Below are 22705 nucleotides of genomic sequence, written 5' to 3'. Positions count from 1 at the left end.
TCCTTTCATCGATTTTGCTCGGGGTTCCACTGGCTATACCGATGGCCACGCAGGAACTGCCACAGACCGATACTCATCCCGGCAAGCGTCACCAAAAGGAATGCGGCGAGGCGAAAGGGTTTGGGTAACCGGTGTCGCACGTCCAGCAGACCGGCGATGGCCACTGCATAACCGAGCAGTTGCGCCACCAGGAACACTTGATAGAAAAAGTGCTCGTCCCACAGCCAGAAGTTGCTCAGCAACAACGGCACCAGCAGGACTGGCGCCAGCCGCCGGATCAGCTTGTGACTGATCAGCGCAATCGCATACAGACCATGCTTCAGCGGGTTGAGCAGTTCCCGACGCTGAGCGAGGCTTTGCAAGCCGCCGACGGTGACCCGCTGACGCCGACGAAATTGCTTGTCGGCTTCGTCCACGCCGTGGTCGATCACCTGGGCTTCGGGCACATAGATGATGCGTTTGAACGCCACCGGCGCGCAGGTGCTGATGAAGAAGTCATCGTTGACCTCCGCTGGCACGTTCTGGAACAACTCGCGGCGCAAGGCAAGCAGCGCGCCGTCGGCGGACACCATGCAACCGGTGCGGTTCTCCGCCCAGCGCAGCCAGCCTTCGTAGTGTCGATAGAGGCTGTCACCAACGCTCAGGCCATCACCGGTGACCGGGATCACCATGTGCCCGGCGCAGCCACCGACGTCGGGGTCTGCCAGCGGCGCCAGCAAGTGACCAAGCGTCTCGCGGGACCATTGGTTGTCGGCATCGGTGAACACCAGAATGTCGCCGGTGCTCAACGCTACGCCGGCGTTCAGGGTCGCCGCTTTGCCCTGGCGGGGCAGGTCGAGCACGCTGATGCGCGGGTCGATGACCTTGTGCGCGCAGGCCACGGTGTCATCGGACGAGCCGTCGCTGACCAGAATGATTTCGAGCCTGGCAGGCTGATAATCCTGGGCGAGCAGGGTGCGCAGCTTGTGTTCGATGTGCCGTGCTTCGTTGTGCGCTGCGATCACAATGCTGATGTTCAGCGGCGGCGCAGGGTCATGCCGGCGAGGCGCAAACATCGGCGCCAGCAGTGTCAGTAGCAACGGGTAACCGAGGTAGGCGTAGACGGGCAGCAACAGGCACAACCAGAAAATGAATTCAGCCACGGGCGGGCCTCCTGGCATTCCAATGACAAAGGCTGAGGATAAACGCGGCGCCTGCCAGGTGCAGACGCACCCAGTGCAGGCCCCAGAGTTGCAGGGTCAGAAGCAGATCGCGGTGTTTCAGGCTCTGGCGCAGGCTCAGGGCCAGCCCCGGCAGGGAAGTCACCAGCACCATAAACGCCGCATGGTGCGGGAAGCCATTGAGCAGCGCGGAGATCGCCAGGAAGTCGAGCAACCAGACGATGATCGACAGCATCGGAAACCGCAGCAAGCGAAAGCTCAACCCATGGGTACGGAGCAATTGCAGGTGGCTGCCCTGGCGCCACATCTCCTTGCCCATCCACTCGCGCCAACTGCTTTCGTAACCCCAATGCAGGGCGACGCTTTCGTTGACCGCCAACAAGCGCGCGCCGGCTGCACCCAAACGCATGGTGAAGTCTTTGTCTTCACCGGTGCGCAGGGTTTCGTCGAAGCCCCCGACCCGGTCAAACCAAGTGCGGCGCATCAGCAGGTTAGAGGTGGGCAGCCATTGCACCGGGTGCAGGATGTTGCTGCGCGGGCGCAGCGTGCGGCGCTGCCAGGCATCGGCATACCAAGGGGCTTCGGCCGGTGTGTGCAGGTCCAGGCCAAATACTTCGCCTTGGGCCCCTGACTCGAGTTTGCACAGCAGGGTCAGCCAGTCTTCAGGCATCTCGACATCGGCATCGATGAAGGCCAGCCATTCCCCGGTGGCGATGGCCGTACCGTAATTGCGCAGCGCACCGATCAGCACACCGGGCAGCACCAATACCTGCGCACCAAACTGCCGGGCAATCTGCGGGCCCTGATCACGGGAACCGTTATCGACCACAATCAGCTCGCACTCCAGGTTCGCGACATCGGCGGCCTTTTGTGCGGCGAGCAAGGTCCGGCCGATGTGCCGGGCTTCGTTGAACATTGGAATAACGATGCTGATTTTACTCATACCTTGGCCTCCACCAGGGGTGCTTCTTCAGCCTTCAGGCGCAGCACGCTGGTCAGGGCGAGCATGATCCACACGTACTTTTGGCTCGGCGCGCTGAGAAACATCAAAAACAATGTCAGCGACAGAAAGCTCATGCCCAGGTGGGTCATCAGGTCGGTCTGTTCCCAGTTGCGGCGCAGCATCCAGGCGCGGCGGGCGCGGATCAGGTTGTACAAGCCGAGGGCGAGCATGCCGACGAACAACAGGCCGGCGGGAATGCCCAGTTCGCTGAAGACTTCCATGTAAGTGTTGTGCGCCCGGCGATACAAGTCGCCGACCTTGCGGTTGGCGGAAAATGCCTTGGCGTAACCGGTGGTGGCGTAGTGCAGCGGGAAGGTGCCGGGGCCGGAACCCAGCAGCGGGTTCTCGCGGATCATCTGGCTGCCGACCACGATGTACGACGCTCGCCGGCCGAGGGATTCATCGTCGTGCCCCTTGGCCCCGGCGCTGAGCACGCTTAACGACTGGATGCGGGCGATGTAACCCGCCGGCATCGCATAGATTGCCAGCGGGATCACAATCGCCATGCCGAGCATGGCAAATCCCAAATGCCGTGGTCGGATGCGCGGCAACTGCGCGCGATAGTGCCAGACCCCGATGACCAGGCTGAGCATCAACACCACCAGCCCGGAGCGGGATTCGGTCTTGGTCATGCCGCCCAGCAGCAGCAGGCAGCAACCGCCCCAGAACAACCGGTGCAACAGGTTCGGGCTGCGGATCACCAACAGCAGGCCCAAGGGGATGGCGAAGGCGATGAGCAGGGCAAAGGCGTTCGGGTCTTCGAGCAGGCCGGCGGCGCGGCCCTGGTCCTGATACTTGGTGGAAAACATCGCCAGTACACAGGTCAGGCTGACGCTCAGGGTCACCAGTTTGGCGAACAGGTCCAGGTTCAAGTCGCGACCGATCAGCAGGGTAATCACAAACAAAATCAGGCCGACGCTCAGCTCCCGCAGATGCCCGAACGACATGCCCAGGTCATCGCTGTTCATCAGGCTCAGCATGTAGAGGATCATGAACCAGATCAGGTAGCGCCAGATGTTGCTGCGCAGGCGTTCCGACGGCAGTTGATGAATCGCCAGTTGCAGCATCAGTATCAGCGCCAGCGAGGCGCCGACGAATTTGGTCCCTGACAGCGCACTGTCCTTGAAAAAACCTTCGAACGGCACCAGCGCGACGATCCCGAGCAAACCCCAGGTCGGCTTGCGATAGAGCACCGCGACACCCACCAGGCCAAGCACCGCGCCCGGCGCCAGATACGGATAGGGGCTGGCCAGCAAACCGAGGCAGACCAGGCCGAGCAAACTGACGATCGAGAGCGGAAAGATCACGAGCGTGCCTCCCGTGCAGTGCGGATATAAAGCTGCGACCAGCGTTCGGCCAAGGCCTTGAGGTCGTAGCGATCCAGTTGCGTGCGTTTTGCGTTGTTGCTCAACTCGCGGGCCAGCGCCGGTTCCGTCAGCAAGGTGCCGATCTGCCGGGCGAGGGCGGCGCTGTCGGTGGGCGCGGCGAGCAAGCCGTTGTGCCGGTCTTCCAGCACATCGGGTATTCCGCCGACGCCGAACGCCACCACCGGCACCCCGGCCTGCATCGCTTCAAGCAAAATCATCGGCGTGCCTTCGGTGCGTGAGCTGATCACCAGCGCATCGAGTTGTCGCCACCACGGCCCCATGTCGGTCTGGTAGCCGGGCAGGGTGATGCGTTCTTGCAAACCGGCGGTGTTGATCCGTGCCAGCAGGGTTTCCCGTTCCGGGCCGTCGCCAAGCATCACGGCGTCGAGTTGCGGGTGTTGCTGACACAGCGGAATCAATGCATCGAGAAACAGATCCGGGCCTTTTTCACTGCTCAGCCGCCCGACGTAACCGGCCAGCCACCGTGGGTGGTCGACGCTGTGCGGCAGCAGATCGTTGGCCGCCGGCAGGCCGTTGGGGATCACTTGCAGTTTTTCCGCCCGGACACTGGCCTGACGGCACAGTGTGGCGATGCTTTCGGCGACGCAGACCACTCGGTTCACCGAGGCGGTGCGGCACAGTTGCAGGCTGACCCAGGTGTAAAACTTCTGCTTGCGACTGCGTGGCGTAAAACCGTGCTGGGTAATCACCAGCGGCAGACGCAACAGCGTCGCGCCGACCCAGCCAAACAACAGACCTTTGAAATTGTGCGTATTGATCAACGGTTGTTCCGCCCGCCGCTGGCGCAAATGCGCCAGCAACGCCCCCAGCCCCGAGCAGCCGCGACAATCCACCCCGGCCTCGCGAAACCGTGCAATCAGTGCGGGCGGCGCATCGAGAAACAGCACTTGGTGCTGCCCCGGCGTCGCCAGGCAATGGTCGAGCAGCATCCGCTCAGCCCCATAGAAGCCGCCGCTGCTGAGCAAATGAATGATCGGCAGGGCGCTGGAAGGGTTGAGCGGCGCGTTCAATTGCGCACCCAATGCACGAAGCTTGGTACGGTCCAGTTTTTGTGCGGGTTGGTCGGCAGGATGTTTTGATCGTTGATCACCAACAGTACTGGCAGGCCCAGTTCATGGGTGATTTGCGCAGGGTGTTTGAAGCGATGATCGAAGAACTCACGCACGTAGACCAGGGCAATCGCCAGCAACAGACCGGTGAACAAGCCGAACGGGATGATCAGGAACGGCTTGGGAAACGCCGGGTCAGTCGGCTCATATGGCGGGCTGAGTACCCGGGCGTTGGACAGGTCGTTGTCCAGCGAACGGGAGGTGCTGCTTTCGGCAAAGCGTTGGGCATACGTGGAGAACGCCGCGTGCAAGGCGTCGATCTCGGTGTCCATCTGCCGCAGCTTGCTCTGGGTTTCCTGTAACTGGTGGATGCGGTTCTTGAACTCGGCAATGCGCGCAGTTTTCTGATCGATCACCGAGCTGACAATCGCCAGGTCGTTGGTCCGTTCCTGAATCCGGTTGCTGACGATTTTCAGGAACTGCTGGCGGGTGCGTGAGATTTGCTCACGGGTCAGCAGCATCGGTTCACTGCCTGGCTGGAACACCGCCAGATCGTTCATGTAGCGGCTGACCTGAGTGGTCAGTTGCTCACCCAATTGCTTGATCTCCCGGTCTTCAAACGCCACGTTGTCGACGGTGGTGGTGAAGGTGTAGGGGAAGGTGTAGTCGTTGAGCTTGGACGCGTTGGCGGCCGCCAGGCTGGTTTTCAGGTAGTCGAGCCAGCGTTCGCTTTGCAGCCGACGGTCCTGGAACAGATTGAGCGCTTGTTCTTCGGTGTTGATGGCGTTGAGGCGGAAGGTGATCTCTTCCTTGGGATCGGACGAGCCGATGCCTTCAAGCAACGTCAGCCGAGTGCCTTCCAGACCATCGAGACGCACCTGGTACTGCTTCTTCTTGGTTTCATAGAAGCTTTGCGGCAAGTCGATGGATTGCAATTCCTGACGGCTGACCAGGTAGTTTTGCAGCAACGTCGCGACAAACTCGGTGCCCTGATGCGGATCGCCAAAGCTGTAGATGATGGAGATCACGTTGGAGCCCGGCAGGGTTTCGACCTTGAGTTTGTCCATGGCCTCTTGGGTCAGCGCATCCAGGATGGTGTCGCGCACCGGATCGGTCTCCATGCCCAGCGCGGACTTGACCGGGTTGATCACGTATTCGCGCAGCGGGGTGGTGACAAAGCGTTTGAACGGCTGGCTCACCAGTTTGTAGAACACACCAGGGCTGGGTGTGTACTCGCCTTTATCCCGGAGTTCGCTGATGGTCTGACGAATTAGCGCCGGCGAACGCAGGATATTGCTCTCGGTTTCCATATCCGCCAGTGACGGCGGAATGAAACTGGCATTTTCCTGATTCAGGGAGGTCGTCGCGTCGCCCTGAGAGAGTTTCTTGGACTGCACGATCACCTGGGCGGTGATATCGAAGCTTTGTTTGAGCACCAATGGCAAGACCAGGGCGATCACGGCAAAGACCAGGAACACGCGTTTCACCAACTGCTTGTTGGCGAAGAAGATCCTGAAGAACTCATGCAAGTAGTTTTCTTTTGGATTCATGGCCGAGTACCTGGGCGTTAGTTGGTGGTGCTGCCTTTGTTATCGAGGCGGTAGCTGAAGCTCATGCCCACGCCTTGAAACAACACGACGTCTGCCAGTTGCCGGGCCAGTTCACCGGCGCTAGCCAGTTTGGTCTTGGGCACGTAAAGCATGTCGTCCGGTTGCAGGTAGGCGATTTGCGAAGCATCGCCGGCCAGGGCTTTTTCGACGTCATAGTGCACCGCCTGAACGTGGTTGCCGGTGCGGCGCATGATCACCACCGAATCGAGCCGCGCCTTGATGCTGGTACCACGGGCCAGGGTCAGCGCTTCAAGCACCGAGACGGGGCGGCGAATCGGGTAGGAACCCGGCTGGCCGACTTCGCCCAGTACATAGATTTCGTTGCCTGCGGTGGACTTGAGCATTACGTCGACGCTCATCCGTCCCGGCAGGGTCGCGTAGCGTTTGTTGAGGAAGGTTTCCAGTTGGTTGATGGTCATGCCTTGCAGCGGCACCGCGCCAATTTCCGGGAAACTCGCATAGCCATCGGTGCCCACGGTGATCTCGCGGCTCATGCCGGTGGCCGGGTGGTTCATGGCGCTCTTGAGGTTTTGCTCGTTGGTCAGCGGGCTGATGATTTGCACCGTCAGCTGATTGCGGTTGGGCTGGAACAGCTGTTTGCGCTGATAGGCACGCTGGATTTCGTCGCGGGCCTGGTCACTGGTCAACCCGACGATTTTCACCGACGTGTTGGCACCCGGCAGGTTGATGGTGCCGTCAGGCAGCACCAGTTGATTGCCGTTGAGCTGGCTGGCCGCGGTGAAGTTCAGGCCGATCTGGTCACCGGACTGCACGCGGTAGGCTTCAGAGCCGCTGGTGCTGATATGGAAGATCACGTCCAGCACATCCTGAGGCCGCAAGGTCTGTTCGACCCTGGGCATGTCGGTGGCTTGGGCGTTGCCCGGCGTGGCCGTGAGGATCTGCACCGGCATGGTTTGGGTTTCGGTATTGCTGGAGCAACCTGCAAGTGGCAGCAACAGCAGGAGAAGCAATTTGGCGTTCATGGCGTCATCCTTTTCTGGTTGCTTACAGGTTTTTGTAGAGCCATTTAGGCATGTAGTACTTGCGGCGGTTGAACACGCTGCCGACCAGTTTTGCGCCGGCCTGGGTCAGGCGCTGGACGGCGGCCTGGGCCACTTCCCAGCGGGTATCTTCCGAGCGTACGACGATGATCACGCCGTCCACCTGGGTGCTGATGACTAGGGTGTCCGCGGCCGAATACACCGCGTCGCCGTCGACCACCACAAAGCGATAACGGCTGCCGAGTTGGTCGAGCAACGGGCGCAGGCATTCGGCGGTCAGGCGTTCGTTGCCGCGGATGTGCCGGCCGTTGGGCAGCACATGGAAGGGCAGGCTGGAGACCTGCACCACACAATCCTGCAGCAGCGGCGGGTTGTCGGCGTTGAACAGCAGGTCGCGAAAACCGCGTTCTTTTTGCAAGTTGAGCTGAGTCGTAAGGTTGGTTGCCGACTGGCTGGCGTCGACCAGCAGCACCAGGCCGCTGCTCATCTGCGCCAGTTGGCTGGCCAGCGCCAGGGCGCTGGTGGTCGTGCCTGCGCCGGGGTTGGCGGCAGTCAGGAATAGGATCCGCAGATCTTGATCGAGCACGGTCGAGGTCAGGTTGGACTCGCTCGGGTTCGCGATGGTCAGGCTTTTGGTGGATGAACCGTCCATTTAACTCGCTCCGTGGCCGCTGAATACTTTGAAGGGGGTTTTCAACAGGATCTTCAGATCAAGCAACAGGCTCTGCTCGGCGATATAGCTGAGGTCCAACTCAACGCGCTGGTCGAAGTCGATATTGCTGCGCCCGGAGATCTGCCACAGGCCGGTCATGCCGGGGTAGATGCTCAGGCGTGCAAGGTGGTTGTCCTTGTAGCGATACGCGCTGAACGAGGTCGGCCGAGGGCCCACCAGGCGCATGTCACCGGTAAACACATTGATCAGGTTAGGCAGCTCGTCGAGGCTGCTGCGCCGCAAGAACCCACCGATGCGGGTGATGCGCGGATCTTTGTCGATCTTGAAATCGATGGCGTCGGCACCGTGCTTGTTCAGGTGACGCAGGGACTCCTTGAGCTCCTCGGCGTTGGCCACCATGGTGCGAAACTTGTACATGCCGAACGAGCGGCCGCGATAGCCGGTGCGTTTCTGCACGAACATGACCGGGCCAGGGCTGCTGAACTTGATCGCCAGGGCCAGACCGAGCAGCAGCGGCGAAATCAACACCAGGATCATCAGTGCACCGAAGCAGGCGACGACCCGATTGGTGCGCGACAACGTCCAGGGCCGGCCACCGTCACGACCGGTCATCCAGCCGCAACCTTGCATGTGAATAGCGGCGTCCATGCGGATTCGGTGCTCAGGGTCCAGGCGCTTGTCACGGCGCAGTTGCGGAAGGGGCACACCTTTTTCATGTCCAGTCATAGATCCTCCGCTGAAATTCAGCCCTGTAGCTCAGCCGCAAGCGGCATGTGGGCGTGCAGTGGGTAGTAATCGCGGAACCAGGCGATGAAGCGGCCAAGGCCTTCGTCAAGTTCGACGCGTGGATGGAAACCGGTGTCGTCTTCCAGCTCATGGACATCGGCGCAGGTGTTGAGCACATCGCCCGGTTGCAGGGGCAGCAGCTCGACATTGGCTTTGCGGCCCAGGTGCTTTTCCATCAGGGCCAGATAGTCCTTGAGTTCAACCGGGTGTTCGCCACCGATGTTGTAGATCCGCCAGGGCGCCATGCTGCTGGATGCGTCCGGGGATTCGCGGTTCCAGTCGGGGCTCGTGTGCGGTGGGTGCTCGATCAGCCTTGCGATGCTTTCAATGATGTCGTCGATGTAGGTGAAGTCGCGCTGGTGCTGGCCGTAGTTGAACAGCTTCAACGGGCTGCCCTCGACAATCGCCTTGGCAAAACGGATTGGCGACATGTCCGGCCGGCCCCAAGGCCCGTAGACCGTGAAGAACCGCAGGCCGGTGCTGGGAATGCCGAACAGGTGGCTGTAACTGTGGGCCATCAGCTCATTGGCTTTTTTGGTGGCCGCGTACAACGACAGCGGGTGATTGACGCCGTCATGGGTCGAGTAGGGCGTGTGTTGATTGGCGCCATACACCGAACTGGACGAGGCGTAGATCAGGTGCTTCACCGGATGGTGCCGGCAGCTTTCGAGAATATTCAGGAAACCGCCGAGGTTGCTGTCCAGATACGCCTTTGGGTTATCCAGCGAGTAGCGCACTCCGGCTTGGGCGGCCAGGTGAATCACCACTTCCGGTTGCTCACGGGCAAACAATGCATCAATGGCCGAAGCATCGGCCAGGTCAATTCTGGCGAGGTGGAAACTGCCGACTTGCTCCTGTACCCACCGCACGCGATCGTGCTTGAGTTGCGGGTCGTAGTAGTCGTTGAAGTTGTCCAGCCCGCAAACCCGGTGCCCGTCGCGCAACAACCGCAACACACAATGGGCACCAATAAAACCTGCTGCTCCCGTCACCAGAATCTTCATGGGTGCAGCACCTCGGGAACGATGTGCCGAATCCCGATGCCGCTGTAGTGCAATCCGGCGGCTGCCACCTGTTCAGGGTTGTAGAGGTTGCGACCGTCGATGATGACCTTGGAGCGCAATTTGCTCGCCAGCAAGTCGAAGTCCACTACACGGAAATTCTTCCATTCGGTGCAGATCACCAGCGCATCGGCGTCTTCCAGGGTGTCGTCGCGGGTGGCGCACAGGTGCAGGTCGCTGCGGTAGCCGTAGATGCGTCGGCATTCGGACATGGCTTCCGGGTCGTAGGCCTGAACACTCGCGCCCTCTGCCCACAGCGCATCCATCAGATACCGGCTAGGCGCTTCGCGCATGTCATCGGTGTTGGGCTTGAAGGCCAGGCCCCAGACGGCGATGGATTTGCCGGCCAGTCCCTGGGGGAATTGCGCTTTCAGTTTGCTGAACAGAATGTGCCGCTGGGTATCGTTGACCTCGGTGACGCTGCGCAGCAGGCGTAGCGGCATGCCGTTGTGTTCGGCGGTGTGCAGCAGGGCGCGCAGGTCCTTGGGGAAGCACGAACCGCCGAAGCCGCAGCCGGGGTAGATGAAGTGGTAACCGATGCGTGGGTCCGAGCCGATGCCTTTGCGCACCGCTTCGATGTCGGCGCCCAGCAGTTCGGTGAGGTTGGCCAGTTCGTTCATGAAACTGATGCGGGTGGCGAGCATCGCGTTGGCCGCGTACTTGGTCAGTTCGGCGCTGCGGTTGTCCATGAACATGAGCTTTTCATGGTTGCGGCAAAAGGGTGCGTAGAGTTCGGTCAACTGGGCGCGGGCTTCGTCGTCATTGGTGCCGACGATGATCCGGTCCGGGCGCATGCAGTCGGCCAGGGCGCTGCCTTCCTTGAGAAACTCCGGGTTGGACACCACCCGTACGCTCAGGGCGCCTTTGCCCCGGCGTTGCAGTTCTTCACGGGCGGTGGCGGCGACCTTGTCCGCCGTGCCCACCGGCACGGTGGACTTGATGATCAGGGTGCGATCGGCCTCCATGAAGCAGGCGATCTGCCGGGCCACATTCAACACATGGCTGAGGTCGGCGGAACCGTCTTCATCGGCCGGTGTACCGACCGCGATGAAGATCAACTCGGCATGTTCCACCGCATCGCTGGCCTGGGTGGTGAACAGTAATCGGCCAGCCTTGATGTTTTCTTCCAGCGTGCTGGACAGTCCTGGTTCGCTGATCGGCGGGACTGCTTGTTGCAGCTGCTTGATCTTGTTCGGATCAATATCGACGCACAAGACGCGATGTCCGACATCGGCCAGTGCCGCTGCTTGTATCAGGCCGACATAGCCCGTACCAAATACGCTCACGTCCATATTGGCGTGCCTCGTAAGACGGTGGAGAAATCTGAAATGAGACTGTCAAAAGGGGTATAGCCCAGCCTAGGCAAACCATGTCAGCAAAATGACATGTTGCTTTGCTATAACACCCCCATTTTTGGGGGCGATTGGCCATCAAGTGCTTGCTGTTACTGGATTTGCCGCGGTTTTGACGCGTTTTTCACATTTGGAAGAAAGCGATAAACGGTCGAGAGCCCTTAATTACAAGGGCTGTAGCGCCTTGAGTGTGTCAGATTTGAGTCAACAATTTTTTGACGCTTTGGTGAAAAGTCCGGCATTTCTTGCGGTTTGATGGCTCGGTGCTAGTGTCAAAAAATGGCCGACAAACTATTGGCCAAAAGCCCTCGGCGAGCACCGGAAAGACAATGATTCGATATCTCAAAGAGCTGCTGTTAGTTCTCTATTTACTCAAGAATTACGACTATTACCTGGAACGCCTGGGCGCCATGGGTATTGGCGTTGCGGTATTGCTGTTCGGGGCGATGTTTATCGTGCTGACGGTGGCGTTGTTCATGACCGCTTACATCCGCCAAACGCTCATTAGACATCTATTCGCTTTAACGCTGTTTGTGTCGGCGGTGTTCTTTGACGTCTATACGCGGGTGACCGCCGATTACCTGACTTACAGCAGCTTTGTGTCACTGGTTTATTCCGGCGGTTTCATTCAGGAAGCGGCGTACCAGTATCGTGCTCCGCTGATCAGTGGCCTGGTCAGTGGGTTGCTGCTGCTGTTTGGCATCGGGCTCAAGCCGCGTCGGCGATTGCCGTTGCCGGGTGCGCTGTTGGTGGCGGCGCCAGTGCTGGGCGTATTGCTGCTTAGCGCGGTGCTGTTCGTGCGGGCCGGCGAGGGCGCCCGCGGTCTGCCGATCATGTACACGCCGCTGGCCTACCTGAACCTGTTTGCCTATGAAGCGCTGCACAACAGCGTCGGCCCGCGTGAGCCGGTGAAACTGGCGCGGGTTGATCAACCGGTGAATCACGACATCGTACTGATCATCGACGAGAGCATTTCCGGCAACTACCTGGACATCAACGCGCCGTTTGGCGTGCACAGCAATCTCAAGGAGGCTCATCCGGGCGTCGACATCTTCAATTATGGCTACGCCGCCTCCATCGCCAATTGCAGCGCCGACACCAACGTGACCCTGCGTTACGGCGGCACCCGCGCCGACTACGTGCGCATCAACACCACGTTGCCGTCGATCTGGCAGTACGCCAAGAAAGCCGGGTTGCGCACGGTCTACATCGACGCCCAGCGCACTGGCGGCAACCTGCAGAACCTGATGAACGACACCGAGAAAAAGGACATCGACGAGTTTGTGCAGTTCGACCAGACCAGCGTGCGCGACCGCGACATGGCGGCGGCCGCCAAGCTGATCGAACTGCTCAACGATGACACGCCGGAGCTGGTGGTGATCAATAAGGTCGGCGCTCATTTCCCGGTGCACGACAAATACCCGGACGCCTTCATGACCTACCGGCCGACTTTGCCCCGTGGGCAGTTTGTCGAAGTGGCGGACACGGGCAAGCGGGATGGTTTCAACGGTCAGCCCGATGACTGGGTGCTCTACCGCAACGCCTACAAGAACACCTTGCTGTGGAATGTCGGGGAGTTTTTTTCACGGGTGTTCGCCCAGGCGGATTTGAGCCATGCGCTGCTGATCTACACATCGGACCATGGGCAGGATCTGCATGAACGCGGCAATCCGGGACTCAACACACACTGCGGCGGTGACCCGGTGGAGGAGGAAGGGCTGGTGCCATTGGTGGTGATTCAGGGCAGTAGTTTGAAGACGCTGGACTGGTCGGCGCAACTGGCCGGTAACAAGGATCGCTCCAGTCACTACAACATCTTCCCGACGCTGTTGCAGTTGATGGGGTATGACCTAGCGGGGGTGGAGGCGGTGTATGGCAAGCCGTTGAGTGTGCCGACTGCGGATGACTTCACTTTTAACTATCGGTTCAATGCGCGGTTGGGGGCCAAGCCTGCGTGGAAGCATATTGATTTGAAGACGGTCGTTACGCCGGGTGAGCCGGCAACGAGCGTGGTGGTGGGGCAGTAGGTTTTGTATTGCCTGGCCTCATCGCGAGCAGGCTCGCTCCCACATTGGATCTGTGGCGTTCACAATTCCCCTGTGGGAGCGAGCCTCGCGAAGAAAGGTAACGCGCTGGTCAAGCCGTTCAACCCAACGCAATCACCCAAACCGCATTCCCGGATGAGTCGCAGAGATACAGGCGCTTGCCGTCGGCACTGAACACCGGGCTCTGCGGATACTGACCGGCATGAAAACGGCTGACGACCTGCCAGGAGTCGGTGTCGATAAGCGAAATGCTTCTTTCCCCGGTACTGCAACAGCATGCCATGCCACCGTCCGGGCTCAGGATTAAACCATGGGGCAGTGCCGGGGCCGGCAACAGATCCACCACGTCGTAATTCGACAGATCAATCTTCGCGATGATGCCTTCGGTTGTGCGGTAGGGCACATACCCGTAGCCCCCCGTGCGGTCGAGGGCAAATTCTTCGAATGGATCGGGCAACGAGAGGACAGTGGTGATATTGCCGGTTTCTGTATTTATCACCTTCAGTTCATGGTGAAGATAGTCGCAAACGAACAAGCGAGCGTCATGACCCAGAACGGAGGCGCTGATAAAAGGCCCGGTGTCGATACGATCGAGCAGTCTGTCGGTGACGGTATCGATCACACAGATCTGGCCGTGGCTGCGGCTGTTGGCGTTGATGTAAACACGCTCACCCTCGGCATCGACGGCTATCGCATAACCCTCACTGGCAGGGATTTCGCCAACTATCTTGCGTGTCGGAATATCCACGACCACCACCAGCGGTTTGCCCAGCCCGGTCACATAGGCCCGAGTGCCCGTGCGATCAAGGGCGACGGCCAGCGGTTGAATCGGCAGCGCAATGACGGCGCTCACGCGAATGGCCGCGGTGTCGATCAGCGACAGCGTGCTGTCCTGGGTGTTGCAGACGCAGGCTACTGAATCCTGAACGGCCAGTGCCAGGCTGTTCGGCTCATGACCGACCTCAATCACACCGATGACTATCGGCTTGTTCAAGAGCTTGCCAGCGGTTTGCGCTTCGGGACTGTATATCGCGGTTTTCATATTTGAGCACCTGTCCAGCCCAACGCCGGGCGTAGTGCGTTTTCCAACTTCGCAATCAAACGCTCCTTGTGACTTCATTAGATACCCGCGTCTTATTGACCGCTACTGTAAGAACTAACAGGTAGTCTATGGGCGCAAGCGCGTCCGCTATCCTTGCACCACGCTTATCAATCAGGTCTGCCCATGCTGTCTGTTCACGGAGTTTTCAAAAGCTACGCCACCCCGCAAGGTCCGCTGCCAGTGCTGCAAGGTGTCGACCTTGAGTTGAAACCCGGCAGCAGCCTGGCGCTGATGGGCGAGTCCGGCAGTGGCAAAAGCACCTTGCTGCACTTGATCGCCGGGCTGGACAAGGTTGATGGCGGCAGTATCACCAGCGGCGAACATCGACTCGACCAGATGAACGAAGCGCAACTGGCGAACTGGCGGCGCACGGAAATCGGCTTGGTGTTCCAACAGTTCAACCTGATCGGCAGCTTGCGGGTGGAGGACAATCTGGCGTTCCAGGCACGCCTGGCCGGGCGCCACGATCCGCGTTGGCAGGCGCATTTGGTGCAGCGATTGGGCTTGGGCGATTTGCTGCGACGCTATCCGGAGCAGTTGTCCGGTGGGCAACAGCAACGTGTGGCGCTGGGCCGAGCCCTGGCTTCGCAACCGAAGCTGCTGCTGGCCGACGAGCCCACCGGCAGCCTCGATGAAGCCACCAGCGACGAGGTGTTGAAGTTGTTGCTGGAACTGCTCGACGACAGCCCGACGACCTTATTGATGGTCACCCACAGTCCACGGGTTGCCGCGCGATTGGCGCAGAAAGTGGTGTTGCACCATGGTCGTCTGGCTGACGCGGGCGCGCATTGACGTGCGGGTCTTTCGCGAAACCTTACGCGCGCTGCTGAGCCATTGGCGGCAGCACCCGGTGCAGCTTTTCAGTGTGTTGACCGGGTTGTGGCTGGCTACCAGCCTGCTGACTGGGGTGCAGGCGCTGAATAGCCACGCGCGGGAAAGCTACGCTCGGGCCAGCCAATTGATCGGCGGTGAACCCCAAGCCAGCCTGAGTGCGCCCGGTGGCGGGGTGTTCTCCCAGCAACTGTTTGTCGATCTGCGTCTGGCGGGCTGGCCAGTGTCGCCGGTGCTGCAAGGCCGGTTGACGCTCAAGGGCCACGACGATCAGCGCTTGCAACTGATGGGCATCGAACCGGTGTCGTTGCCTGCCGGTTCGGCAGTGGCGGGGCAGGCGTTGGCGATCGGTCGAATCGTCGAGTTTTTCAGTCCGCCAGGCAGTACCTGGATCGCGCCGCCGACCTTGCAGGCCTTGGGTTTGCATGACGGCGACACACCCATTTCCGAGAACGGGCAGACCTTGCCGCCGCTGCGCGCCCAGCCCGACATGGCCCCCGGCGTGCTGCTGGTGGACATTGGTTTTGCCCAGCAGATACTCGGCCTGCCGAATCAGCTGTCACGCTTGCTGTTGCCCAAGGATTTCTCCGCGACCTTGCCGGATCAATTCAAAGGCCAACTGCAGCTCAAAACCAGCGGCGAAGAAAACAACCTCGCTCGCCTCACCGAAAGCTTTCATCTGAACCTGGATGCCTTGGGTTTTCTGTCCTTCGTGGTCGGCTTGTTCATCGTCCACGCGGCGATTGGCTTGGCGCTGGAACAACGCCGGGGTTTGCTTCGAACCCTGCGAGCCTGCGGGGTCAGCGCTCGGATGTTGATTGGCTGCCTCGCCGTCGAACTGGGCGGCCTGGCACTGATTGGCGGGATCGTCGGCGTCGCCAGCGGCTATCTGCTGGCCAGCGTGTTGTTGCCGGACGTCGCTACCAGCCTGCGCGGGTTGTACGGCGCCGAAGTGGCGGGGCAGTTGAACTTGAGTCCTTGGTGGTGGCTGAGCGGTATTGGCCTGAGCCTGCTCGGCGCGTTACTGGCCGGTGCCAACAGCCTGCTGCGGGCGGCGCGTTTGCCATTGCTGGCCCTGGCCAATCCGCAGGCCTGGCATCAGGCTCACGCGCGGTGGTTGCGACGTCAGGGTTGGGTCGCCGCCATTGCAGCCGTGATCGCGCTGCTGGCGTTGATCTGGGGCGACAGCCTGGCCGCCGGTTTTGTGTTGATGGCGGCGCTGTTGCTCGGCGCTGCGCTGGCGCTGCCGGTGTTGCTCAACACGGTGCTCAATCTGCTGTTGCTGCGCAGTCGTTCGGTACTCGGCCAATGGTTTATCGCCGATTGCCGTCAACAACTGCCGGCCCTGAGCCTGGCCCTGATGGCGCTGCTGTTGGCGCTGGCGGCGAACATCGGTGCCGGCAGCATGACCGCCGGTTTCCGCCAGACCTTCAGCGACTGGCTCGAACAACGCCTGACTGCCGAGCTCTACCTCAACCCGCAAAACCCGGCCCAGGCCCGCGAGATGCAAACCTGGCTCCAACAGCAACCGCAGGTCACGGCGGTGCTGCCCAGCTGGCAAGTGTCGATCCAGTTGCAAGGCTGGCCAGCGGACCTCTACGGTGTAATCGACCACCCGGCCTATCGCCAACACTGGCCGTTGCTCGAGGCCTTGGGTGACAACCCTTGGGATCGCCTGGCGAAGGACGACGCGTTGATGCTCAGCGAACAACTGGCGCGGCGGCTGAAGGTGCGTTTGGGGGATCACCTGACGATCCCCACGCCCAACGGCTCGTGGTCGCCGCAAGTGGTCGGGATCTACGCCGACTACGGCAACCCCAAGGGCCACGTGCTGGTCAACGCCAATCACTTGCTGCGTGGCTGGCCGCAACTCACGCCCAACCGGTTCAATCTACGCATCGACCCGGCGGCGATCCCGTCGTTCCTCACGGCGCTGCAAACCCGCTTCGCCCTCGACGACAGTCGTATCGTCGATCAGGCCCGGCTCAAGGGCTGGTCCACCCAAGTCTTCGAACGCACCTTCGCCGCCACCGCTGCCCTCAACAGCCTGACCCTTGGCGTGGCCGGTGTGGCGCTGTTTATCAGCCTGCTGACCCAGAGCCAGAGTCGTCTCGGCCAACTCGCACCGCTATGGGCGCTGGGCGTGACGCGCCGGCAACTGATGCTGCTGAACCTCGGGCAGACCTGGTTGCTGGCGTTGCTGACGCTGATTCTGGCGTTGCCCTTGGGTATCGCGCTGGCCTGGTGCCTGGACACAGTGATCAACGTCCAGGCCTTCGGCTGGCGCCTGCCATTGCGGGTGTTCCCGCTGCAACTGTTGCAGTTGATGGGGCTGGTATTGCTCGCCACATTGCTGGCATCGGCGTGGCCGTTGTACAGCTTGTATCGCACCCAACCGGCGGATCTGCTGAGGACGTTTGCTCATGAAGATTAAGGTCGGCGTGTTGATTTTGGCGTTGTTGAGCGGTTGCGATAACTCGGCACCGGTCGAAAAAGGCTTCGCGGGGCTCGGCGGTGAGGCTTCGGCGTTTACACCGGTGGTGCCGGGTCGGGTGTTCAGTTTTCCGGCGGATCATGGGCCGCATGATGGATTTCGCATCGAGTGGTGGTACGTCACCGCCAATCTCAAGGACGATCAAGGGCATGAGTTTGGCGTGCAGTGGACGTTGTTCCGCAGCGCCTTGAAAGCGACGCCAGAGGTGCCGGGGTGGAGCAATCAAACAATCTGGCTCGGGCACGCGGCCGTCACGTCGGCAACGGTGCATCACGCCGCCGAGCGCTATGCCCGTGGCGGCGTGGGTCAGGCAGGTGTGAGTGTGGCGCCGTTCAACGCGTGGATCGATGATTGGCGGTTTAGCGGTCCTTTGGCCGATATGCAACTCAGCGCCCGGGACAAGGGTTTCAGCTATCAACTGCGGCTGACGTCGACCCGTCCGCTGGTGCTTCAAGGCGATCAGGGCTTCAGTCAAAAATCCGAACAAGGCCAGGCGTCGTACTACTACAGCCAGCCGTTTTTCCAGGCCAATGGTTCGCTGGAAATCGACGGCAAAACCTACACCGTCAGCGGCCCCGCGTGGCTCGACCGCGAATGGAGCAGCCAACCCCTGACCGCCAACCAGACCGGCTGGGACTGGTTCTCTCTGCACCTGGACAGTGGTGAGCAAGTGATGCTCTACCGCATGCGACAAAAGGACGGCGCGCCTTATCTGACCGGCACCTGGATCGACCCCCAAGGGCAAACGCAGTTGCTGCACGGCGACGACATCAGCCTCACGCCCCAGGAAACCGCCAAGGTCGCTGGCCGGGCGATGCCGGTGCGCTGGTCGATCAAAATCCCCGGCAAACACCTCGACATCACTACCACCGCACTGAACCCGAACGCGTGGATGGATCTGCGGATTCCGTATTGGGAAGGGCCGGTGCGGTTGAGCGGCAGTCATGCGGGGCAGGGGTATCTGGAAATGACTGGGTATTAATGCATCCCGGAGCTGCCGAAGGCTGCGATCTTTTGACCTTAATCTTGTCACTTACCCAACCCACCGGAACTCCAACCGCAACCCACCGCTCTACCGTACGAACGCCCCCGCAGGAGTCCGTCATGAGCGACGACCTCAAACCCCCAGACCTCGCCACCTGGCAACGCCTGTTCGACGACACGGCCTACTGGCAACAATCCCCCGACGCCCATTACACCGAACTGCAGCGGGTGGCCGACGACTTGCTGGGGCAGGGCGCCATCGACCTCGAACAATGGCAAACCCTGAAAGCCAGGGCCGAGCAATCCCACAAGGACTCGCCCGCCATCAACGTCGCGCAGGAAGTCGACGACCCCCAAGCCTGAGGAGCATCCCCTGAGGACCATTCCATGAAACCCATCACCGAAACCGAACACCCCGACGAACCCCGGCCACCCGGCGAAGTTGAGCGCGACAACGACGCCCTGCGTCCCACCGACCCGAAAAAACGAGAGGAAAACAGCCAAGGCACCGACAGCGGCGACTCCACCGCGCAAGAAACTGCAAAGACTCCCTGAACAGTGTCTATGCTCATCGGCACGCACGGAGCGCAACCTTGAATGAGCGCCGTGCGCTGCCGCCAATCACAGGGAATGTAATGCATATGAAGCTCAACGCACTGGCCCAGGCCATCACCCTCGCAACCCTCCTGTCCGCCGCCAGCCTCAGCGCCCTCGCTGCCGATATTCCACTGTCTGCCGCCATAGAAGCCGATCAAGTCACCACCAAAGTCCTGGCCGTTGACGCCGCCAAACACCAGGTTGTCCTGGAAGGCGCCGAAGGCCGGCAGGTTCATGTACAACTCAGCGACAAAGCCAAAGACCTCGCCAACCTGAAAGTCGGCGACCAGGTGAACGTCGAAGTGACCCACTCGGTGGCTGCCTACCTCGACACCGACGTCGACAAAGGCCTGCCAGGCTCTACCGAACGCACCGGCGACATCCGCGCCACCAAAGACAACCCGAACCCCGGCGGCGAAGCCTTCCGCCAAGTGCAAGTCCAGCTGAAAATCACCCACATCGACGTGAAGAAAAACCAGGTCACCTTCGAAAACCCGGCCGGCCAATCGAAGACCGTCGATGTTTTGAAGCCTGAAGTTCAGGCGAAGTTGAAGGATTTGAAAGTCGGTCAGAGCGTTGTCGTGACCTACACCGATATCCTGAAAGTGACCAGCCAACACGAAAGTTGAGTATTGGCTCTATATGGAGTGATTATTCTTGTACAGTTTCTTGTATAAGAATAATCAGCTTTGCTGGCCGAGTTGGTGGGTTTGATGTATGTAAATCTGATGTCGATAAATATCTATTAATGTTGTATCCATAAATTTCATGTTTATGTATACGGACATATTCATCGACTTCAATTAAAATGCTTCCCGTTCGCCCAGTGTCAGGGCTCTTTACCGGTGCATGGATTGCCAGGCCATTACACTGGGCGAACACCTTCTTTAAGTGCAAGACGTTAAGATGCGCGGCATTTTCAACTCAAGCATGAAAACCGCCGCCTCCGTTCTGACACGGATGAAACCACTCTCCCTCTACCACCCTGCGCTCTACTGGCTGCGCGTGTGGCAAAAACGACTGTTTCGCCAATTGGCCTGGCGGTTCTCTCGCAAGCAATACGCCGTCTCGCTGAATGCCGCTTCTCGGTTACCACTTCGCTACCTCAAACACACTTCTAAACTGATTCCTGATCAGGGGCGGGTACTGCCGTTTGGGTTCCGGGGCGGCGATTTTTATAACTACGTCGATTTTGTTTTGCACAACCCGGCGGATCGGTGTTTTCAGTTGAAACTGAATTTGGGTGAATAACAGTTGGAAGGGGAGTTGTTGTGTGACCGGGTGAGGGGGGGCCGGTATCACATTTATCAACTTGGGCATCGGTTTGTGCGGGAGGGTGGGTGTACCCCGAGAATGAAATCTGGCGGGATATGCGGACCAAGGGGCAGGGGAGTCAGTTGGTGGTAAGTGAACAGCTGTACAGGAATAGGGTTGTGGTCAAGTACGCAGTCGATAACGCGTTACTTTAAATACCGGTCGTAATATAAAAAAACGGGCGATCTTGAAGTCGCCCGTTTTTGTGAGAATGTCAGCGCGTTATGTGGCCACCCCACGATCCGTCCCTGGTTTGAGAATCAGCAAATCGTCTAACTCTCGATTCCTGCACCGTTCAACAAATGCCAATGCGGCGGCTGAGTCGGTCAGGTACAGCTCATAAGCAGCGCTATCTATCCGATAGTACTCTTCGTAATCCACCATGCGATTGCTCACGGGGATTGAAACGTAAGGCTTGCCTGAAACCTCTTCGATGCCGATGGTGAAGCGCTCGGCTACATTGACTTGTGTGTCGTTGAATTTCATTTTTTCAAGAGTCCGAGTCGATATTCATCGCTATCACCGTCGTTAAACGGAAGGGTACAAGAGCGCCTCAGACCTCTTTTCTCCAACCCGAAAAGATGATGATGGTCCCTTCCTCTTTATCCTTGATCTCGATTTTGTAGGTGCCTCCACCGGCAACCCCATCGACGAGTGCCTTTTTGTCATTCGCACTCAACTCGGCATCTTTTGCTTGTTGCTGATAAAACTCCACGACATCGGAAAACGCCGTGTAGGTCTTCAACATAACCTCGAAATCATGCCGAGGCCGGCCGGCCATTTCGTCGTAGTCACCGTAAATCGGCGCGCCTTTCATGCCTGGTGTGGTGTAAGCACCGTCGACGCCAGCGCCCATTAGATAGGTATTCTTTGGAAGCAGTGGAAGCATCGCCTTAGGGAAATCCGAGGGCAATTGAGCGGCAACCCAGGCGTCTTTTTTCGGCTCCACAGTGATGTATTCGACCGAACCAATTTTCTGCGCCCTGGCACGTCGGTCAGGATTTTCACTTTCCGCCCACATCGCGATCAATGGCGGCAACTGCTTGCTCCAGGCAATAAATAATAGGATCCGCATCAGTCTTCTTCGCGCCTTTCGCCTGAAAGACAGTCAGCACCGTTTCCGGCCCAGGATTACAGGACAACGATTCTTCACTCGATTTGACGGTGCAATGCCCATTGACCAACCCAACAGCGATCAACTGACCCTTTTCGTCTAGCAACAATGCAGCTCGTTCGTTACCGTTGTTACGATCATCCATGGCGGTCAGCATCTTGCGCCCGGCAGGCACACCCTCCTCAAACGTCGAGAACTCTGAATCCAAAGCCCCCAATATTTGCGACACGATCATGTAGTTATCTTTGGTGTAGCTGCCAGCGGCGTAACCGATGAAATCAGCCAGCGCAGCGCGTACTGCTGGATCCTCGTTGAGTTGAGGTGCTCGCTCAGGTGCTGGGTCATCGGTGAGCAACAGCATAGTTGCACCATCTGCGCGGGTTTCTGAGTGAAGTGACAGCGCGGCGGCGTCGTGTGAGACAGCCAATGCCAAAAGCAGGGCGAGGGGGCGTGCGATGGTAAACAAGGGGGGCATTCCTTTGTTGGGTGGTGATCCGGTTACTTTGGGTGCTACTTGTTGGGTGTGATGCGTCTGGTCGCAGTGGGTCTGTTCAACCGTTATAAATAAAATGGGATAGATTTGTTTTCGCTGCGGAAAATAAATCTGTGGCGCCTTTTTTCGATTTGAGTCGATGAGTCCCCCAGTGTGGGGGGTGTTGATAGTGGGCTGCAGAGTAGTTATTGGTGTTTGATTATTCCTTAGAAAACAAAGTGGTACGCTCAATAGGCGGTGTTAAGTAACTGCTGTTACCATAAATCTATTCTCGCACACTCGAATTCAATGATGTTTCCGTTCTCTAATCCACCCGGTAAAAAATCATCGATCGTCAGAAGTATATCCCCGACTGCAAAAATCTGATTTGAGATGTCGACTATTTTGGCTATGACTTTTCTTTCAAGTTTTGTTTCGCTTATATTCCAAATACCCAACGTTGATTTGTCACTAATCATTGCGTTTTTTATCGAAAAGGCGTGGAGGGGCTCAGTTATCTTATCGCCTGTTTTGACACTACATGGTTGAGAGAAAGCAATGCATGTGAAATGTTCGTCACTGATTGTAACCTCCGCCTCTTCAGCTTATTTCGAAATCTATTTAATGCTTTCAATTATCATGTTTTATCACTTCGGTTGTATTGGCTGA

21 protein-coding genes and 1 pseudogene are annotated in these 22705 nt (G+C 59.1%); 8 read left to right on the top strand and 14 right to left on the bottom strand.

The genetic code is table 11. The annotated features are described in order from the left end of the window. Positions 1 to 5: 5 nt before the first annotated feature. The 10 genes from AC1MEW_RS25175 to AC1MEW_RS25130 are packed head-to-tail and all read right to left on the bottom strand — an operon-like array spanning position 6 to position 11023. Entirely contained in the window at positions 6 to 1142 is a 1137-nt protein-coding gene (locus AC1MEW_RS25175) for a glycosyltransferase (protein ID WP_201202432.1), read from the bottom strand. Next, positions 1135 to 2103: a glycosyltransferase family 2 protein gene (locus tag AC1MEW_RS25170; protein WP_480423947.1), complete on the bottom strand. Its 969-nt coding sequence runs from the start codon at positions 2101 to 2103 to the stop codon at positions 1135 to 1137. The genes AC1MEW_RS25175 and AC1MEW_RS25170 overlap by 8 nt, the downstream gene beginning before the upstream one ends. Next, entirely contained in the window at positions 2100 to 3470 is a 1371-nt protein-coding gene (locus AC1MEW_RS25165; protein WP_201256131.1) for an O-antigen ligase family protein, read from the bottom strand. The genes AC1MEW_RS25170 and AC1MEW_RS25165 overlap by 4 nt, the downstream gene beginning before the upstream one ends. Beyond that, entirely contained in the window at positions 3467 to 4561 is a 1095-nt protein-coding gene (locus tag AC1MEW_RS25160) for a glycosyltransferase family 4 protein (RefSeq protein ID WP_480423946.1), read from the bottom strand. The genes AC1MEW_RS25165 and AC1MEW_RS25160 overlap by 4 nt, the downstream gene beginning before the upstream one ends. Continuing rightward, the gene (locus tag AC1MEW_RS25155) at positions 4558 to 6150 is read right to left on the bottom strand and encodes a GumC family protein (protein ID WP_201202438.1); all 1593 of its coding nucleotides are present in this window, start codon (positions 6148 to 6150) and stop codon (positions 4558 to 4560) included. Before AC1MEW_RS25155 ends, AC1MEW_RS25160 begins: the two co-directional genes overlap by 4 nt. 17 nt (positions 6151 to 6167) lie before the next feature. Beyond that, a complete protein-coding gene (locus AC1MEW_RS25150) occupies positions 6168 to 7193 on the bottom strand; it encodes a polysaccharide biosynthesis/export family protein (RefSeq protein ID WP_201202439.1) in 1026 nt (341 codons plus the stop codon). A gap of 22 nt (positions 7194 to 7215) precedes the next feature. Further along, positions 7216 to 7863: a CpsD/CapB family tyrosine-protein kinase gene (locus AC1MEW_RS25145; protein ID WP_201202440.1), complete on the bottom strand. Its 648-nt coding sequence runs from the start codon at positions 7861 to 7863 to the stop codon at positions 7216 to 7218. Next, on the bottom strand, positions 7864 to 8610 hold the full coding sequence (locus AC1MEW_RS25140) for a sugar transferase (protein ID WP_201202441.1): 747 nt from the start codon (positions 8608 to 8610) through the stop codon (positions 7864 to 7866). Positions 8611 to 8627: 17 nt separating this feature from the next. Next, positions 8628 to 9674, bottom strand: a complete 1047-nt coding sequence (locus AC1MEW_RS25135) for an NAD-dependent epimerase (RefSeq protein ID WP_201202442.1) — start codon at positions 9672 to 9674, stop codon at positions 8628 to 8630. Further along, a complete protein-coding gene (locus tag AC1MEW_RS25130) occupies positions 9671 to 11023 on the bottom strand; it encodes a UDP-glucose dehydrogenase family protein (protein ID WP_201202443.1) in 1353 nt (450 codons plus the stop codon). Before AC1MEW_RS25130 ends, AC1MEW_RS25135 begins: the two co-directional genes overlap by 4 nt. Positions 11024 to 11412: 389 nt before the next feature. Here AC1MEW_RS25130 and AC1MEW_RS25125 point away from each other — a divergent pair, with 389 nt between their 5' ends. Then, the gene (locus tag AC1MEW_RS25125; protein WP_323570288.1) at positions 11413 to 13110 is read left to right on the top strand and encodes a sulfatase-like hydrolase/transferase; all 1698 of its coding nucleotides are present in this window, start codon (positions 11413 to 11415) and stop codon (positions 13108 to 13110) included. Between the two features lie 118 nt (positions 13111 to 13228). Here the strand turns inward: AC1MEW_RS25125 and AC1MEW_RS25120 are convergent, their stop codons facing one another. Continuing rightward, on the bottom strand, positions 13229 to 14170 hold the full coding sequence (locus AC1MEW_RS25120; protein WP_480423944.1) for a YncE family protein: 942 nt from the start codon (positions 14168 to 14170) through the stop codon (positions 13229 to 13231). A gap of 183 nt (positions 14171 to 14353) precedes the next feature. Between AC1MEW_RS25120 and AC1MEW_RS25115 the strand changes: the two genes are divergently transcribed. The 7 genes and pseudogenes from AC1MEW_RS25115 (at position 14354) to AC1MEW_RS25085 (ending at position 20605) form a co-directional block, all read left to right on the top strand. Next, positions 14354 to 15022 carry an ABC transporter ATP-binding protein gene (locus tag AC1MEW_RS25115; RefSeq protein WP_201256135.1) on the top strand — a complete coding sequence of 223 codons (669 nt, stop codon included), beginning with the start codon at positions 14354 to 14356 and terminating at the stop codon, positions 15020 to 15022. A 1-nt stretch (position 15023) separates the two neighbouring features. Further along, entirely contained in the window at positions 15024 to 17495 is a 2472-nt protein-coding gene (locus AC1MEW_RS25110) for an FtsX-like permease family protein (RefSeq protein ID WP_480427336.1), read from the top strand. Continuing rightward, positions 17485 to 18537: a lipocalin-like domain-containing protein gene (locus AC1MEW_RS25105; protein ID WP_201256136.1), complete on the top strand. Its 1053-nt coding sequence runs from the start codon at positions 17485 to 17487 to the stop codon at positions 18535 to 18537. Before AC1MEW_RS25110 ends, AC1MEW_RS25105 begins: the two co-directional genes overlap by 11 nt. Positions 18538 to 18659: 122 nt before the next feature. Beyond that, a complete protein-coding gene (locus AC1MEW_RS25100) occupies positions 18660 to 18902 on the top strand; it encodes a hypothetical protein (protein WP_201256137.1) in 243 nt (80 codons plus the stop codon). A 24-nt stretch (positions 18903 to 18926) separates the two neighbouring features. Continuing rightward, positions 18927 to 19094 carry a hypothetical protein gene (locus tag AC1MEW_RS25095; protein WP_201256138.1) on the top strand — a complete coding sequence of 56 codons (168 nt, stop codon included), beginning with the start codon at positions 18927 to 18929 and terminating at the stop codon, positions 19092 to 19094. Between the two features lie 86 nt (positions 19095 to 19180). After that, the gene (locus AC1MEW_RS25090) at positions 19181 to 19765 is read left to right on the top strand and encodes a hypothetical protein (RefSeq protein WP_480423942.1); all 585 of its coding nucleotides are present in this window, start codon (positions 19181 to 19183) and stop codon (positions 19763 to 19765) included. A 331-nt stretch (positions 19766 to 20096) separates the two neighbouring features. Beyond that, positions 20097 to 20605 (top strand): annotated as a pseudogene (locus AC1MEW_RS25085) (VanW family protein). A gap of 67 nt (positions 20606 to 20672) precedes the next feature. Here the strand turns inward: AC1MEW_RS25085 and AC1MEW_RS25080 are convergent. From AC1MEW_RS25080 to AC1MEW_RS25070, 3 genes are all read right to left on the bottom strand, one after another. Then, positions 20673 to 20936 (bottom strand): hypothetical protein, encoded by a 264-nt coding sequence (locus AC1MEW_RS25080; protein ID WP_201256140.1) that lies wholly within the window; start codon positions 20934 to 20936, stop codon positions 20673 to 20675. Positions 20937 to 21003: 67 nt separating this feature from the next. Then, complete coding sequence (locus tag AC1MEW_RS25075) at positions 21004 to 21489, bottom strand: hypothetical protein (RefSeq protein ID WP_480423940.1); 486 nt, start codon at positions 21487 to 21489, stop codon at positions 21004 to 21006. Next, positions 21455 to 22030 carry a hypothetical protein gene (locus AC1MEW_RS25070; protein WP_480423939.1) on the bottom strand — a complete coding sequence of 192 codons (576 nt, stop codon included), beginning with the start codon at positions 22028 to 22030 and terminating at the stop codon, positions 21455 to 21457. The genes AC1MEW_RS25075 and AC1MEW_RS25070 overlap by 35 nt, the downstream gene beginning before the upstream one ends. Between the last annotated feature and the right edge of the window lie 675 nt (positions 22031 to 22705).

The sequence above is a fragment of the Pseudomonas sp. ASL4 genome, assembly GCF_056680395.1.
This window is presented reverse-complemented; position numbering and strand designations above follow the sequence as displayed.

What these genes read in the sequence shown, in the direction of transcription:
- AC1MEW_RS25170 (WP_480423947.1), bottom strand. Translation starts at nt 2,103, where the DNA reads ATGAGTAAAATCAGCATCGTTATTCCAATGTTCAACGAAGCCCGGCAC.
- AC1MEW_RS25155 (WP_201202438.1), bottom strand. Translation starts at nt 6,150, where the DNA reads ATGAATCCAAAAGAAAACTACTTGCATGAGTTCTTCAGGATCTTCTTC.
- AC1MEW_RS25150 (WP_201202439.1), bottom strand. Translation starts at nt 7,193, where the DNA reads ATGAACGCCAAATTGCTTCTCCTGCTGTTGCTGCCACTTGCAGGTTGC.
- AC1MEW_RS25145 (WP_201202440.1), bottom strand. Translation starts at nt 7,863, where the DNA reads ATGGACGGTTCATCCACCAAAAGCCTGACCATCGCGAACCCGAGCGAG.
- AC1MEW_RS25140 (WP_201202441.1), bottom strand. Translation starts at nt 8,610, where the DNA reads ATGACTGGACATGAAAAAGGTGTGCCCCTTCCGCAACTGCGCCGTGAC.
- AC1MEW_RS25135 (WP_201202442.1), bottom strand. Translation starts at nt 9,674, where the DNA reads ATGAAGATTCTGGTGACGGGAGCAGCAGGTTTTATTGGTGCCCATTGT.
- AC1MEW_RS25130 (WP_201202443.1), bottom strand. Translation starts at nt 11,023, where the DNA reads ATGGACGTGAGCGTATTTGGTACGGGCTATGTCGGCCTGATACAAGCA.
- AC1MEW_RS25125 (WP_323570288.1), top strand. Translation starts at nt 11,413, where the DNA reads ATGATTCGATATCTCAAAGAGCTGCTGTTAGTTCTCTATTTACTCAAG.
- AC1MEW_RS25120 (WP_480423944.1), bottom strand. Translation starts at nt 14,170, where the DNA reads ATGAAAACCGCGATATACAGTCCCGAAGCGCAAACCGCTGGCAAGCTC.
- AC1MEW_RS25115 (WP_201256135.1), top strand. Translation starts at nt 14,354, where the DNA reads ATGCTGTCTGTTCACGGAGTTTTCAAAAGCTACGCCACCCCGCAAGGT.
- AC1MEW_RS25105 (WP_201256136.1), top strand. Translation starts at nt 17,485, where the DNA reads ATGAAGATTAAGGTCGGCGTGTTGATTTTGGCGTTGTTGAGCGGTTGC.
- AC1MEW_RS25100 (WP_201256137.1), top strand. Translation starts at nt 18,660, where the DNA reads ATGAGCGACGACCTCAAACCCCCAGACCTCGCCACCTGGCAACGCCTG.
- AC1MEW_RS25095 (WP_201256138.1), top strand. Translation starts at nt 18,927, where the DNA reads ATGAAACCCATCACCGAAACCGAACACCCCGACGAACCCCGGCCACCC.
- AC1MEW_RS25090 (WP_480423942.1), top strand. Translation starts at nt 19,181, where the DNA reads ATGAAGCTCAACGCACTGGCCCAGGCCATCACCCTCGCAACCCTCCTG.
- AC1MEW_RS25080 (WP_201256140.1), bottom strand. Translation starts at nt 20,936, where the DNA reads ATGAAATTCAACGACACACAAGTCAATGTAGCCGAGCGCTTCACCATC.